The sequence below is a fragment of the Micromonospora sp. WMMD967 genome (genome assembly GCF_029626165.1).
Taxonomy (GTDB): Bacteria; Actinomycetota; Actinomycetes; order Mycobacteriales; family Micromonosporaceae; genus Micromonospora; species Micromonospora taraxaci.
This window is the reverse complement of the sequence record NZ_JARUBK010000001.1, coordinates 4,361,219-4,374,649: the sequence shown is the minus strand read 5'-3', so window position 1 is coordinate 4,374,649 and position 13,431 is coordinate 4,361,219. Positions and strand designations below refer to the sequence as shown.

The 13,431-nt window shown below is 71.0% G+C and carries 12 protein-coding genes; all 12 read right to left on the bottom strand.

What is annotated here, in order from left to right:
* Positions 1-159: 159 nt before the first annotated feature.
* The 12 genes from O7631_RS19590 to O7631_RS19535 all read right to left on the bottom strand — a co-directional run bounded on the left by O7631_RS19590 (position 160) and on the right by O7631_RS19535 (position 13,382).
* The gene (locus tag O7631_RS19590) at positions 160-1,011 is read right to left on the bottom strand and encodes a sulfotransferase (protein ID WP_278145545.1); all 852 of its coding nucleotides are present in this window, start codon (positions 1,009-1,011) and stop codon (positions 160-162) included.
* Complete coding sequence (locus O7631_RS19585; RefSeq protein WP_278145544.1) at positions 1,008-2,579, bottom strand: flippase; 1,572 nt, start codon at positions 2,577-2,579, stop codon at positions 1,008-1,010. Before O7631_RS19585 ends, O7631_RS19590 begins: the two co-directional genes overlap by 4 nt.
* A 22-nt stretch (positions 2,580-2,601) precedes the next feature.
* Complete coding sequence (locus tag O7631_RS19580) at positions 2,602-3,651, bottom strand: Wzz/FepE/Etk N-terminal domain-containing protein (RefSeq protein WP_278145543.1); 1,050 nt, start codon at positions 3,649-3,651, stop codon at positions 2,602-2,604.
* On the bottom strand, positions 3,652-5,076 hold the full coding sequence (locus tag O7631_RS19575; protein ID WP_278145542.1) for an O-antigen ligase family protein: 1,425 nt from the start codon (positions 5,074-5,076) through the stop codon (positions 3,652-3,654). It abuts the gene before it with no gap.
* Positions 5,077-5,330: 254 nt separating this feature from the next.
* On the bottom strand, positions 5,331-6,647 hold the full coding sequence (locus tag O7631_RS19570; RefSeq protein ID WP_278145541.1) for a glycosyltransferase family 4 protein: 1,317 nt from the start codon (positions 6,645-6,647) through the stop codon (positions 5,331-5,333).
* Positions 6,648-6,874: 227 nt separating this feature from the next.
* The gene (locus tag O7631_RS19565) at positions 6,875-7,768 is read right to left on the bottom strand and encodes a sulfite exporter TauE/SafE family protein (RefSeq protein WP_347403515.1); all 894 of its coding nucleotides are present in this window, start codon (positions 7,766-7,768) and stop codon (positions 6,875-6,877) included.
* Positions 7,765-8,364: a rhodanese-like domain-containing protein gene (locus O7631_RS19560; protein WP_278145540.1), complete on the bottom strand. Its 600-nt coding sequence runs from the start codon at positions 8,362-8,364 to the stop codon at positions 7,765-7,767. The genes O7631_RS19565 and O7631_RS19560 overlap by 4 nt, the downstream gene beginning before the upstream one ends.
* A 91-nt stretch (positions 8,365-8,455) precedes the next feature.
* On the bottom strand, positions 8,456-9,856 hold the full coding sequence (locus tag O7631_RS19555; RefSeq protein WP_278145539.1) for an MBL fold metallo-hydrolase: 1,401 nt from the start codon (positions 9,854-9,856) through the stop codon (positions 8,456-8,458).
* Between the two features lie 270 nt (positions 9,857-10,126).
* On the bottom strand, positions 10,127-10,396 hold the full coding sequence (locus O7631_RS19550) for a metal-sensitive transcriptional regulator (RefSeq protein ID WP_278145538.1): 270 nt from the start codon (positions 10,394-10,396) through the stop codon (positions 10,127-10,129).
* Positions 10,397-10,519: 123 nt separating this feature from the next.
* Positions 10,520-12,796, bottom strand: coding sequence for a catalase/peroxidase HPI (gene katG, locus O7631_RS19545; RefSeq protein ID WP_278145537.1), 2,277 nt, complete (start codon positions 12,794-12,796; stop codon positions 10,520-10,522).
* Positions 12,793-13,248, bottom strand: a complete 456-nt coding sequence (locus tag O7631_RS19540; protein ID WP_269458271.1) for a Fur family transcriptional regulator — start codon at positions 13,246-13,248, stop codon at positions 12,793-12,795. Before O7631_RS19540 ends, katG begins: the two co-directional genes overlap by 4 nt.
* Positions 13,245-13,382 carry a hypothetical protein gene (locus O7631_RS19535; protein WP_278145536.1) on the bottom strand — a complete coding sequence of 46 codons (138 nt, stop codon included), beginning with the start codon at positions 13,380-13,382 and terminating at the stop codon, positions 13,245-13,247. Before O7631_RS19535 ends, O7631_RS19540 begins: the two co-directional genes overlap by 4 nt.
* Positions 13,383-13,431 lie beyond the last annotated feature (49 nt).

Below are 13,431 nucleotides of genomic sequence, written 5' to 3'. Positions count from 1 at the left end.
CGACCTGCCTCCGGCGGCGCTCGCTGACCCCTGTCGATGTGCCGAATAGCGGCATACCTCAGAGTCATATTTATGACTTTGAGGTATACCGCTCAATGCCGCCTTCAACCCGGCGGAGGTGACCGACGGTCACCGCCGTCGATCGGCCGGTGCCGTGCGTTAGTCGGGCCAGGGGTCGGGCCAGTCGAGCAGGGCGGCCAGGCGGGCGTTGTGCGGTGCGAAGTACGCGGACAGCCGCTCCCGCAGCTGCGGGGTGAGCTGCGAGGCGCCCTCGTCGACGCGGCGGGTGTGCCGGGTGAACGCCTCGGGTGTGAAGGCCGGCAGGTCGAGGAAGTCCAGGATCGCGCGGTACGTGCCCGCCGGGTCGGCGTGCAGGTCCTCGGTCCGGGCGACGTGGATCCGTTCCCGGGGGACGTGCGCGAACCACCGCTGCACCTGCTCGGCGTAGCGACCTCGGGCGGCGTACGAGTGGTTGCGTAACGCCCGGTGTGCGGCGCGGGTGTCCGGGCCGACGCTCGTGGCCCGAGCGAGCCGCTCCTCCTCGGCGTCGAGCGCGTCGGCGAAGGTCAGCGGTTCGAGGCCGTACGAGCGGGTGTGCAGGTAGTGCGAGTAGGCCCGCTGCACCGGGTCCCGCAGCAGGGCGACGAAGCGGGCCTGCGGCAGGGCCGCCGCGACCCGGGACGGCACCTCCGGATGGAACAGGTAGTAGGGGCTCGCCTCGAACGTGCGCTCGTCCGGGGCGAGGCGCGGGAAGTGCCCCCGGTACCAGCGCAGACCCCGACCATGGTGGACGCTGAAGTACTGCAACTCCTTGCCGGTGGCGACCCGTACCCGGGGATGCGCGGCGAGGTGGTGGTACAGCGAGGTGGTGCCGCAGCGTTGACCACCGATCACCAGGAAGTCGGGCAGCGGGCCGGGCTCGCCCGGCCGCGCGGCGCGTCCCCACGCCCGCGTCGCGCGCACACCCCGGCGCAGGTGGTCGGTGACCTGACGTCGACCGGACGCGCTCACGAGCCGACCTTCGCGGCGGAACCGCGGGCCAGGGCGGCGCGTCGGCCGCCCCGACGGGTCACCGAACGCAGCACCATGACGTCCTCCCGACTGAGCCCGAGGGCGAGCACCCCGGCGCAGTACGCCCCCACGATCGCGGTCAGACCGACGGTGAGCTGCGTGACCCAGCCCTCGACCAGCCACCGCACACCGAACCCGACGACCACCGCGAACACCGCGGCGAACAGCCCCTTGAGCATGCCGGACGTCACCGGCACCGTGTGCACCTGCGCGCGCACCTGCCAGACCCGGGCGACGTTCACCGCGGCCAACGAGACCGCCCAGGCCACCGCCGCGCCGAGGATCCCGTACGCCGGGATGAGCCACAGGTTGAGCAGCACGTTGAGCACCAGGGCGGCGAGGTTGTCGACCATGTTGACCGCGACCCGGCCCGACATGTTCAGCAGCGTCCCGCACGGCCCGGTGGCGGCGTTGACGAGCTGGCCGAGCGCCAGCACGACAGTGACCGCCGCGCCGCCGGCCAGACCGGGCCCACCGACCAGGCGCAGCAACTGCTCCGGGAAGACCAGCAACGCCACGAACGCCGGCAGCGACAGTCGCAGCACCCAGCCGGTGGCGACCCGGTAGATCCGGCGGACCTCGTCCAGCCGACCCTGGTGGTAGAGGTGCGCCAGGTGCGGGCCGAACGAGGCGTTGACCGGTGCGAGCACGAACACCGCGATCGTCACCAGCCGGGTCGCCACGTGGTAGACGCCGATCGCGTCGGGCCCGTAGTCGAAGAACCCGAGCAGCAACGCGTCCACCCAGATCAGCCCGGTCGAGGAGAGCGAGGAGACCCAGCTGACAGTGGAGAAGCGGAACAGCTCTCCCGGCCGGTACGCGGGCCGGGCGGCCGGCACCCGGCGGATCATCCGGGCGAGCGCCACGAGAGCGAACCCGGCGGCGCTCCAGCTGGCCACCACCAGGGCCCAGAACGCGCCGGTCAGGCCCGCGCCCACGGCGAGCGCCACCGCGGTGAGCACCAGCCGGGCCGCCGGTTCGTAGACCTGGCCGATGAGCGCGTAGGCCCGTTGGGTACGCCAGCCCCGGGTGGCCGCGAGGGCGGCCTCGCAGACGGTCGAGGCGGGCAGGCACAGCGCGACCAACCGCAGACCGGTGCTGAGCTGCGGGTCGTGCAGCGCCCCGGCGAGCCACGGCGCGCCGACCGCCAGACCGACGGCGATGACGGTGGACGCCACGACCGAGATGCCGATCCCGAGGCGGATCGCGCCCCGCAGCGCGGCCGGGTCGTCGTCGGCGAGGTGCACCGCCACGAACCGGGTCAGCCCGGCGCGGAAACCGGACAGCGACAGCAGCCCGAGCAACGACAGCACGGCGTAGACCTGGGCGTACCGGCCCAGCTCGCGTACGCCCAGCACGCGGGCCAGCAACAGCATGACCAGGAAGAGCGCCACCTGGCTGAGCACCGCGCTCGCCAGGTTCAGCATGCCTCCGCGCGCCATGCCGCGTACCTGCTGGTCGCCGGCCTCCGGCGGGGCCGGTGGCCGGCCGGTCAGCTCGCCGCGCACCTGGCGGCCCGTTCCCGGGCGGTCACGACCGTCCCGCGGGCACGGTCTGTGCCGGCACCAGCGGCTCGGCCGGCGGCGGGCCGCTCGGGGTCGGCGTGGTGGTCGGGCGACCGGTCAGGCGTGCCCGCGAGAGCAGTTCGAGGACGCCGACCAGCAGCACCCCGAGCAGCAGACCCGCGCCTCCCACCGGCAGGGCGGTACGCACCAGCTCGGCCATCCGACTCACGTCGTGTGTCTCGCCGATGCTGGTCACCTGCTTCGGATCGGCGGCCTGGGCCTGGGCCCGGGCCGCCTGTAACCCCTCCCGGGCCTGCGACAGCGCGCCGGTCGCCGCGTCCCGCTGGGCGAGCAGCGCCTGGTAGTCGGGAAGTTTCGGCCCCAGCTCGTCGAGTTTCTTCTGCGCGGCGGTGATCGCGGCGGCCGCCGCGGCCGTACCCCGGCTGTTGCCGACCGCCTGCATGGAGAGTTGCTGCTGCCGCAGGCTGGTCAGCTCACCCAGCGTCGCCTGGTAGATCCGGTCCGGCTGGGAGACCTTGTTGGCCTTCTCCCAATCACCGATCGCCTTGGTGGCCGCGGTGACGTCGGCGTTGGCCGCCTCGACCTCGCTGGTGGCGATGCCGACCTGGGAGGAGAACAGGAAGGCGAGCGCCCGGGTGGTGGTCGCGCCCAGCACCGGCGCGACGGTCGCCCGGTCGCCGGCGGTGTACGTCACCTCCAGTTGGCTGCTCGCGCCGACCTGGGTGACGGCGAGGCCGTCGCGCAGCCGCTCCGGCGTCACCCCGGTGTCACCGGCCACGTCGGCGAGGACCCGGGGTGAGGTGACCGCCGCGCCGAAGGCCGCGACGAACTGGTTCGCCGCCTGCGTGCCGGTGTACTGCGTACCGGCCGCCCCGCCCACCAGCGCCGGCGCCGCCACGTAGGCGGTGCCGCTGTACTGCTGTGGCGCGAGCAGGACGATGCCGGCCGCCGCGCCGGTGGCGACCAGCGGCACCCCCACGAGTACCCAGAGGCGCCGTCGGGCGACCCGCAGGTAGTCGACGATCTCCACATTTTCCCCAATGCTGTCGTTCACTCAGACCGGGACAGACGTGCTTCGCGGCTGCTCGCCGGCCACCTTCGGAGCCGGGCGGCGGGCGATCGCACTGGCCGCCGCGGCGAACGCGACGAAATACCAGAGCGTAACCACATTGGAAATGACGTTGGACGCCGCGCTGACCGCCACGAACGCGACGGCGCAACCGGTGAAACCGACAGCGACGCCGCGCTCGAAGCTGCCCGGCGGCGCCCGCCGCAGCGCCCGACGCGCGGTGTGCACGATGGCGACAAGCATCATCAGGTACGCCCCGAGGCCGAGCAAGCCGGTCTCGACGTACGCCCGGAGGAAGTCGTTGTGCGGCTTCTTCGCCTCGTCGGTCTCGCGCTGGGTCATGTTCGGCCCGATGCCGGTGACCGGATTACGGTCGGCCAGCGTGACGATCTCGGTCCAGTAGCCGATCCGCCACGCCAGGGTGTTCCCGGTGGGATCCCCGCCGACAGCGCGTGAGCTGCCGAGTTGGGCGAACCTCTCGCCGACGGCGGGCACCAGGGCCACCCCGGCGACGGCCACCACGCAGAGGGTGACCAGCATCCGCTTGCTGCGGTGCAGCACGGCGACCACGACCAGACCGATCGCCGCGCCGAGCAGGGCGCTGCGGGTGTTGGTCAGCAACAGGAACAGCAACGAGAACCCGAGCAGCACGCCGAGGGTCACCCGCAGGCGACGACCCAGGAAGCGGTACACCGCGAAGCCGAAGATCACCATGAACATCAGGTAGCGACCGAACGTGGTCGACTGGCTGAACGTGCCACTGATCCGGGTGAAGTCGCCCTTCACCTCGGCCGGCGGGTTGCCGAGCAGCGACAGGACGACCGTGTAACCGAGCGACAGCACCAGCGAGACGTAGCAGGCGAGCAGGATCCGACGGATCGCCGCGGTGTTCGGCATCAGTTGTTCCAGCACCACGAACATCACCACAACGGTGAGGATCCGCAGCGCCTCCAACAGGCTGTTCGCCGGCCGTGTCGCGCCGAGCGCGCTCACCACGCTGCTGGCCCCGACGAGCAACATGGCCCACCCCAGCGGCGAGCCGCGCAACCGCCCGTGCCGGCTGAGCTGAGCGGCCAACCAGAGCCCGGCGGCGAGGAGGAACAGCACCGCGAGCAGTGTGGACGGGTCCACCACCCGGGCGGCGCCGGTGGAGTCGGCCTGGCCGGCACTCGGTCCGGTGAGCTTGAAAAGGTCGACGCAGGAGCGGACCGCGAGCATCAGCAGCACGTACCCGGAGAAGCGGGTCAGCGCGAGGACGGCCACCGCGACGCCCGCGACCGCCGCGAGTGGCAACACCATGCCCCTACGGTCACCGGCCGCCATCGACACTCCCGCGACCACCGCCACGACGGCGGCGGCCAGCGCCGCCGCGCCGGTGAGCAGGCGGGTCGTGTCCACCCGGTTGCTCATCGGCGGAGTCCCGCCGCCCGGCGAGTGACCGGGTAGTTCCGCATCGACCACCTGCTGCGTGTGTTGTCCCACTGATCCCACTGAACCGAATCGACGATGCCCGGCCGCTGCCGGGCGCGGCCAACCGATGTCCTCCCGGCACAAGATCGGTTCAATCTAGCCCCGTCACCTCACCGGCAGAAGGGGCCGTTGCACCGACGTGTCGGTCCCCCGCCAGGCTGACCCGAGATCGCGCCGGCGAACGGACCGTACGGTCAGTCGGTGCGGGCCGGCGGTCGCGCCCTGGACCGCCTACGCGTCACCGGGAGCAGGCTGAAGTAGAGGCGCTCCAACTCGTGGGCGGCGGTGTCCCAGCTGTACCTCTCGGTGACCCGGTCACCCAGCGCCTTCGCGCCGGCCCGCTCCCCCGCCAGGTCCCCGAGCAGCGCGGTCAGCACCCGGACCAGGTCGTCCTCGTCGCCGTCGCGGAACAACCGGCCTCCAGCGGCGTCCGACTCCAGCACCTCCACGTGTGGTGCGATGTCGCTCGCGACCACGGGAAGTCCGTACGCGGCCGCCTCCAGCAGCGTCAACGGCAGCCCTTCGAGGCGGGACGGCTGGACGAAGCCGGCGGCGTTGGCGTACAGCTCGGCGAGGAGGTCGCCGTAGGCGAACCCGGTGAAGACGATCCGGTCGTCCCCTTCGGCGGCACGGTGCAGCTGGTCAACGTAGTCGTCGGTGAACGACGACCCGCCGACGATCGCCAGCCGGATTCCGGTGTCGAGCCGCCGGAAGGCCCGGATCAGCAGGTCGGCGGCCTTCTCCGGGACCAGCCGACCGACCAGCAGCAGGTAGCCTCCGGGGGCCAGCCCGAAGCGGGCCTCGATCTGCCGGGTCGACGCCCGCCGAGCCGGGTTGACGCCGTTCGGGATGTAGGTTGTGGGCCGGCCGAACCGGGTCTCGTAGTGGGTGGCGAGCCCTCGGGAGACGGCGACCCGCTGGTGCGGGACGTAGCCGCTGAGCCAGTGGGCGCTGCCCAGCACCGTCCGTGCGGCCAGCCCCCACTTGGCCCGCTGGTTGTCCAACCCGTGCACTGTCAACACCACGCCCGAGCGGGAGAACCAGCGGGGCACCGGGGCGACCAGGGCCGGCCCGAGTCCGTGGTAGTGCACGATGTCGGGCCGTCCGGTCATCGCCGCCGCGGTCGAGGTGGCCGCGTGCACGATAGCGTCGAGGTGCTTGCTCGCGATGGTGTGCACCTCGCGCAGGCGTACGCCCCGGTAGTGCTTGGCCGGCATCTTCCCGTAGCTCCGGCGGCAGTAGACGGTGACCTCGTGCCCGAAGCCGGCCAGCCGGCTGGCCATCTCCTCGACGTGCCGTTCGATGCCGCCGTAGGTGGCCGGCATTCCCTTCTGGCCGATCATCGCGATGCGCAGTGGACGCCAGGCCGCGCCCGCCTCGGTGGCGTCCTCTCCGACCGCGCGCATGGGGAGCGCCTGCCGCGCCGCGCCATCCTCGCCCCGCTGCCGGGGAATCGCGGGATCGCCGCTGCCCTGGTCCACATCGTCGGTCTGCAGGTCGGGATGGGCCACGATGACTCCCTGCGTGACTAGGTGCGTGCCCGCGCCCGGGCAGATCAACACCTTGCCATGAACCGGCCCGTCCGCCAGCCGATCATGCAGACAAAAAAATCATCGGTGGGATTCGTTACTGGCGAGATGACATCCGGATGACATCCACGCGGACGGCTGTGGCACCAGGCCGACCAGGGGATGAACAGCGCACGAGTCGTTACGGCCCCGGTCGGGCCGTTACACACTCAATCCGGCCGGCGGTCAGTGGCGGGCCGACGATCCGGTCGGTTCGCGCACTCCCTACCGTGCCAGACGGCCACCGTCACGGTGATCGCGGCGACGACGCCGACACCGGCCCAGAGCAGCGGTCTGGTCCGCAGGTCGTCGGGCAGTTGCTGGCCGAGGACGAAGACTCCCATCACCACGACGAACCAGCCGAACGCCTTGCGCAGGATGTCCGCGGGAATCCGAGCGGTGAGTCGTCCGCCGGCGAGGCTGCCCGCGATGGCGGCGGCGGTGACCGCAGCCGCCAGGCCCCAGTCGATCTGCACAGTGGACAGATAGCCGGCCAGGCCGGCGAAGGACTTCATGGCGATGACCACCAGCGAGGTGCCGACCGCGACCGACATCGGCAGGCCACCGAGGAGCGCCAGGGCCGGCACCACCAGGAAGCCACCGCCCGCGCCGACCAGGCCGGTCACCAGTCCGACCACCACACCGTCGAGGATCACCCGCGGCACCGGCAGCTCGTGCGGCGCCGCCCTGCCGTCGGCGTCGCGGCGGCCGCGGATCATCGCGACCGCGGTGGCCAGCATCATCACTGCGAACCCGGTGAGCAGGACGCCGCCGGGGATGAGCCCGGCCAGTCGACCACCGGCGTAGGCGCCGGTCATACCGGCGAGACCGAAGATCAGGCCGGTGCGCCAGCGCACCCGGTGGGCGCGGGCGTGCGGAATGACGCCCACCACGCTGGTGGCACCGACGACGAGCAGCGATGTCGCGATGGCCTCCTTCGCCGGCAGGTCGGCGACATAGACCAGCAGCGGTACGGCGAGGATCGAACCGCCGCCGCCCAACAGCCCGAGGCTGACCCCGATCAGCACGGCCAGCCCGACGGTCAGCGCCAGCGTCGCTGTCATGCCCGCTCCGTGGCGCTCCCGCGCAGCTGGCCGACGACCCTGTCCAGGTCACAGCCGGCACCCCGGTTGTAGGGCAGCTTGCTGAGCATCAGCCCCATGGCGCAGGTGTTGGTGACGGCGGCGACTGTGAGACCGGCGCCGATGAACGCGGCCGCCCACTTGAGCTGCGGCACGAACACCGATGCGAGGACGCTGACCAGCACGATCGAGCCGGCCACGAGGCGGACCTGACGTTCGAGGTCCCAGCGGGGAACGCCTCGCGTGATCGGCGCGTCGGCCGCCTGCCAGGACATGATGCCGCCGTCGAGGACCCTCAGGTCCGACAGGCCGACCCCGGCCAAGGCCTGCTGGGCATGGGTGGCGCGGACACCGGAGCGGCAGACCAGAACGTCGTCCTCGTCCAGCTGGTCACGCAACTCCCGGCGGTGTTCCCTGAGCAGGTCGAGCGGCACGTTGTAGGAGCCGGGGATGTGCGACGACTCGAACTCCGCCGGGGTACGCACATCCAGCACGCGGGGGGCACGACCGGATTCGATCAGCTCGCGAAGAGCGGTGGCCTCGAGCGGGGCCGGACGCGTGGTGTCGGAAGTACTCATTTCTCTCTTTCCTGGATGAGCTGCCAGCTGTCATGGCAGGGGGATGCGGGCCGGCGGTGGTGGCGCCGACCGGTGGTACGGACTGTTCAGATCAGGCGTCGCCGACCGTCTTCAGGCCTGCGGCTGGGGCCTGGCCGAACGCGTCGTCGACGACGACCACCTCGCGGCCGGCGTTCGCCAGGACAGAGGCGGCAGCGGTGGCCCGGTAGCCGGAGCCGCAGTGCACCCACACGGCACCGGCCGGTACGTCGGCCAGCCGCCGGGGCAGGTCGGGCAGCGGGATGTGCACCGCGCCGTCGATGTGACCGGCCCGCCATTCGTTGGCCAGCCGCACGTCGAGAATCACGTCCGCGCTGGGCAGACCGGCTGGGACGTCGCCCTCCCGAGCCGCGGCCAGGGCAACGAAGTCCGCCATCCGCAACTCCCGCAGCTGACCGGGATCAGTCGCCCACTGCCCGGCGTCGCCGGTGGCCTGTGCGGCGGGGCGGTCGACACCGATGCGGACCAGTTCGCGTTGGGCGTCGGCGACCTGCTGCGGTGTCTCGGCGAGCAGGGTGATCGGCACCCCCCACTCGATCAGCCAACCGAGCCAGGTGGCCATCGGGCCATCCAGACCGAGACTGACCGTGCCGGCCAGGTGCGAGGCGGCGTACGCCTTGCGGTGCCGCAGGTCCACCACCCACTCCCCCTCGGCCATCCGCTCGCGTAGCTCGGCGGCGTCCGCGCGGTTGACCGGCGTGAGGTCGACCGGGGCCGGACCGGCGACGTTCGCCACCCCCATGTGGGCGTAGTACGCCGGATAGGCGTCGAGGCCGTCGAGGGTCTCGGTGACGAAGTCGTCGGCGGCCAGTCGCAGGACGGGGTTCTTCTCCCGCTCCCGGCCGATCGTCGACTCCGGCGCGTCCGACTGACTGGCCGAGCAGAAGCTGCCGAACCCGTGCGTCGGCCACACCTGCGCACCGTCGGGAAGCAGATCCGCCAACCGTTTCGCCGACGTGTGCTGGTGCAGGGCCAACTCGTGGGCGTGGCGCTGGCCCAGCAGGTCGGTACGGCCCGTCGTGCCGAACAGCAGCGACCCACCGGTGAAGACCCCGACTGCCTCCCAACCGGCGTCGGTGGCCACGTCGACGACGTACGACAGGTGGTGGAAGGTGTGACCCGGCGTGGCGATCACCCGCAGGCGGAGGGAGTCGGAGACGGCCACCTGGTCGCCGTCGGCGACCGACGTCCGCTCGAATCCAACCTCGTCGGCGGCGGCCACCAGGTAGTGCGCGCCGGTGATCCGGGCGAGTTCCAACCCGCCGGACACGTAGTCGTTGTGCAGGTGTGTCTCCAGGACGTGGGTGATGCGGACACCCTTCTCCCCCGCGAGGTACAGCATCCGGTCGACGTCGCGCTGAGGGTCGACAACGATCGCGACCTGCCCGTCCGACGCCAGGTAGCTGCGATCACCGAGGGAGGACGTCGCGACGACGGAAACCTCGACTGGCATGTTCCGCACTCCTTTCGTAGATACCCCGGGGGGTATGTAGACGACACACTGCCGCCTGGTTCTGCACCTGGATCGTTACCCGTCCACGCCGTCGTCAGTCCATGCGGAAGGCGTCGTCGGCGAGCTGCAAGCTCGGGCCGCACCGACGCGGGGGCGGCGCCCCGACCACACGGCCCGGACGCACCTCCGGGCGCGACGGCCCCACGGATATGGCAAGGATCCGCCTCGACGAGCCCTGCCGCCCGATTCGGACGGCAGGGCTCGGTCGTCTCAGGCGAGGGCGAGGAAGAGCTTCTCGAGCTCCTCCTCGGTCATCTCCGGCTCGTCGCCACGGTCACGCGCGGCCCCGCAGTGCCGCATCCCCGACGCAATGATCTTGAAGCCCGCGCGGTCGATCGCCTTCGACACCGCTGCGAGCTGGGTCAGCGCCTCGCGGCAGTCCTGACCGTTTTCCATCATCTCGATAACCGCGTTGAGCTGCCCACGCGCCCGCTTGAGCCTGGTCAGCGCATCCGAGGTCATCTCCGGTCGAAGCTTCATCGGCACCTCCTGGGCCCAACCATACCCCCTGGGGTATCCGATCCGCCAACATGACCGACGGCCGGATGCCAAAGAGCCCCGGCCGATCGCAGTGGATCGGCCGGGGCTCGTCGTGTCGAGCTGTCAGGCGATGTCGAACCGGTCGAGCTCCATGACCTTCGTCCAGGCGGCCACGAAGTCGGCCACGAACTTGGCCCGGGCGTCCTCGCTGGCGTAGACCTCGGCGAGGGCACGCAGCTGCGAGTTGGAACCGAAGATGAGGTCGACCGCCGTGGCGGTCCACTTCACCTCGTCGGTCGCCAGATCGCGGATCTCGTACACGTGCTCCTCGGACTTCGACGCGCTCCACCGGGTGCCCGGGGACAGCAGGTTCGCGAAGAAGTCGTTGGTGAGCAGGCCCGGCCGGTCGGTGAGGACACCGTGCTGGGCGCCACCGGTGTTGGCACCGAGGGAGCGCAGACCGCCGACCAGGACGGTCATCTCCGGCGCGGACAGGTTGAGCATGTACGCGCGGTCGATCAGCAGCACCTCCGGCTGGGTCTTCTCACCCGGACGCAGGTAGTTGCGGAAACCGTCGGCGCGCGGCTCCATGACGCGGAACGACTCGACGTCGGTCTGCTCCTGGGTCGCGTCCGTACGACCCGCACGGAACGGCACCGTCACCTCGACGCCGGCGTCCCGCGCCGCCTTCTCGACGGCGGCCGAACCGGCCAGCACGATGAGGTCGGCCAGCGAGATCTTCGCGCCGCCGGCCTCGTTGAACTCCCGCTGGATGCCCTCCAGGACGCCCAGGACGGTCGCCAGCTGCTCGGGCTGGTTGACCTCCCAGTTGCGCTGCGGCTCGAGGCGGATCCGGGCGCCGTTCGCGCCACCGCGCTTGTCGGTGTGCCGGAAGCTCGCGGCGGACGCCCAGGCGGTGGAGACCAGCTGAGCGGTCGTCAGACCGGACTCCAGGACCTTCGCCTTGAGCGCGGCGACATCGGCGTCACCGACCAGCTCGTGGTCGACGGCGGGCACCGGATCCTGCCAGAGCTGCGGCTCGGCCACCCACGGACCCAGGAAACGCTCGATCGGGCCCATGTCGCGGTGCAACAGCTTGTACCACGCCTTGGCGAACGCCAGCGCGAACTCGTCCGGGTTCTCCAGGAAGCGGCGCGAGATCTTCTCGTACGCCGGGTCGACGCGCAGCGACAGGTCGGTCGTGAGCATCGTGGGCTTGTACTTCTTCGCCGGGTCGAACGGGTCCGGGATGATCGCCTCGGCGTCCTTGGCCACCCACTGCTTGGCGCCGCCGGGGCTCGTGGTGAGCTCCCACTCGTAGCCGAACAGGATCTCGAAGAAGCGGTTGCTCCACTGCGTCGGCACGTCGGTCCAGGTCACCTCGAGACCACTGGTGATCGTGTCACCGCCCTTGCCACTGCCGTGGGTGCTCAGCCAGCCCAGACCCTGCGCCTCCAGCGGGGCACCCTCGGGCTCGGGGCCCACGTGGTTGTCGGCGACGCCGGCACCGTGGGTCTTGCCGAAGGTGTGACCACCGGCGATGAGCGCGACGGTCTCCTCGTCGTTCATCGCCATCCGGCCGAAGGTCTCCCGGATGAAGTGCGCCGCCGCGAGCGGGTCCGCGTTGCCGCGGGGGCCCTCCGGGTTGACGTAGATCAGACCCATCTCGGTCGAGCCGACGCCCGGCGTCATCTCCTTCTCGGAGGCGTACCGCTCGTCGCCGAGCCAGGTGTCCTCGGGACCCCAGAAGATCTCCTCGGGCTCCCAGACGTCCTCACGGCCGAAGCCGAAGCCGAAGGTCTTGAAGCCCATCGACTCCAGGGCCACGTTGCCGGCCAGCACGAGCAGGTCGGCCCAGGAGATCTTCTGGCCGTACTTCTGCTTGACCGGCCAGAGCAGCCGACGGGCCTTGTCCAGGTTGGCGTTGTCCGGCCAGCTGTTCAGCGGGGCGAAACGCTGGCCACCGTCGCCGGCGCCACCGCGACCGTCCTCGATGCGGTACGTGCCGGCGGCGTGCCAGCTCATCCGGATCATCAGGCCGCCGTAGTGGCCGAAGTCGGCCGGCCACCAGTCCTGCGAGGTGGTGAGCACCTCGACGATGTCCCGCTTGAGGGCCTCGACGTCGAGCTTCGCGAACTCCTTGGCGTAGCTGAAGTCCGCCCCCAGCGGGTTGCCCTTCGACGAGTGGGCGTGCAACACCGAGAGGTCGAGCTGGTTGGGCCACCAGTCCCGGTTGGTGCGCGGACGGCCGCCGGTCTTCGGGGTCGGCGAGTCGATCGCCGGGTTCTCGCTCTCGCTGCCGTGCGCGGTCACCGAGTCGTGCGCCACCGGGCAGCCGGCCGCTGCCTTCTGGTCCACACCCTGTGCACTGGTGGGGCGGTTGTCCTGGGTGTCGCTCATGAACTTCCTTCCGAGCTTGCGGATCTCTGGGGCGTACGGGCGGTCGCGCAGTCGGGGCAGATGCCCCAGTAGACGACCTCCGCCTCGTCGACCACGAACCCGTGGTCGACCGGGGCGGTGAGACAGGGGGCGTGCCCGACGGCGCAGTCGACGTCGGCGATCACGCCGCAGGTGCGGCAGACGACATGGTGGTGGTTGTCCGCGACCCGGGACTCGTAGCGGGCGGTCGCGCCGGCCGGCTGGATGCGCCGCACCAGACCGGCGTCGGTGAGTACGCGCAGCACGTCGTACACCGCTTGGTGGGAGATCGTCGGATGATCCGCCCGCACCAGCGCGATCACGGCGTCGGTGCCGACGTGCGGGTGGTCGCGCAACGCCGCGAGCACCGCCAATCGAGGCCGGGTCACCCGCAGCGAGGCGGCCCGCAGTTGCGCCTCGAAGTCGGACATCACTTGCCGAACACTAGCCCACTTTTCTGGAACCAATCAAGTTTTGGCCCGGGTTCGCGCGCCGCCGTGGCGAAGAATTCACCCAGGTCCTCCGCGATAGTAGAAATAATCCGGACGGCCATGTCGAGAACCGACACCCGGCTTCGTCCCCGGGGTGAACGCGACCACGACGGGTCGCACACCAGC

Excerpts from the sequence above, each read along its gene's own strand:
- O7631_RS19555 (WP_278145539.1), bottom strand. The coding sequence starts at position 9,856 with ATGCCAGTCGAGGTTTCCGTCGTCGCGACGTCCTCCCTCGGTGATCGC.
- O7631_RS19565 (WP_347403515.1), bottom strand. The coding sequence starts at position 7,768 with ATGACAGCGACGCTGGCGCTGACCGTCGGGCTGGCCGTGCTGATCGGG.
- O7631_RS19560 (WP_278145540.1), bottom strand. The coding sequence starts at position 8,364 with ATGAGTACTTCCGACACCACGCGTCCGGCCCCGCTCGAGGCCACCGCT.
- O7631_RS19550 (WP_278145538.1), bottom strand. The coding sequence starts at position 10,396 with ATGAAGCTTCGACCGGAGATGACCTCGGATGCGCTGACCAGGCTCAAG.
- katG (WP_278145537.1), bottom strand. The coding sequence starts at position 12,796 with ATGAGCGACACCCAGGACAACCGCCCCACCAGTGCACAGGGTGTGGAC.
- O7631_RS19575 (WP_278145542.1), bottom strand. The coding sequence starts at position 5,076 with ATGAGCAACCGGGTGGACACGACCCGCCTGCTCACCGGCGCGGCGGCG.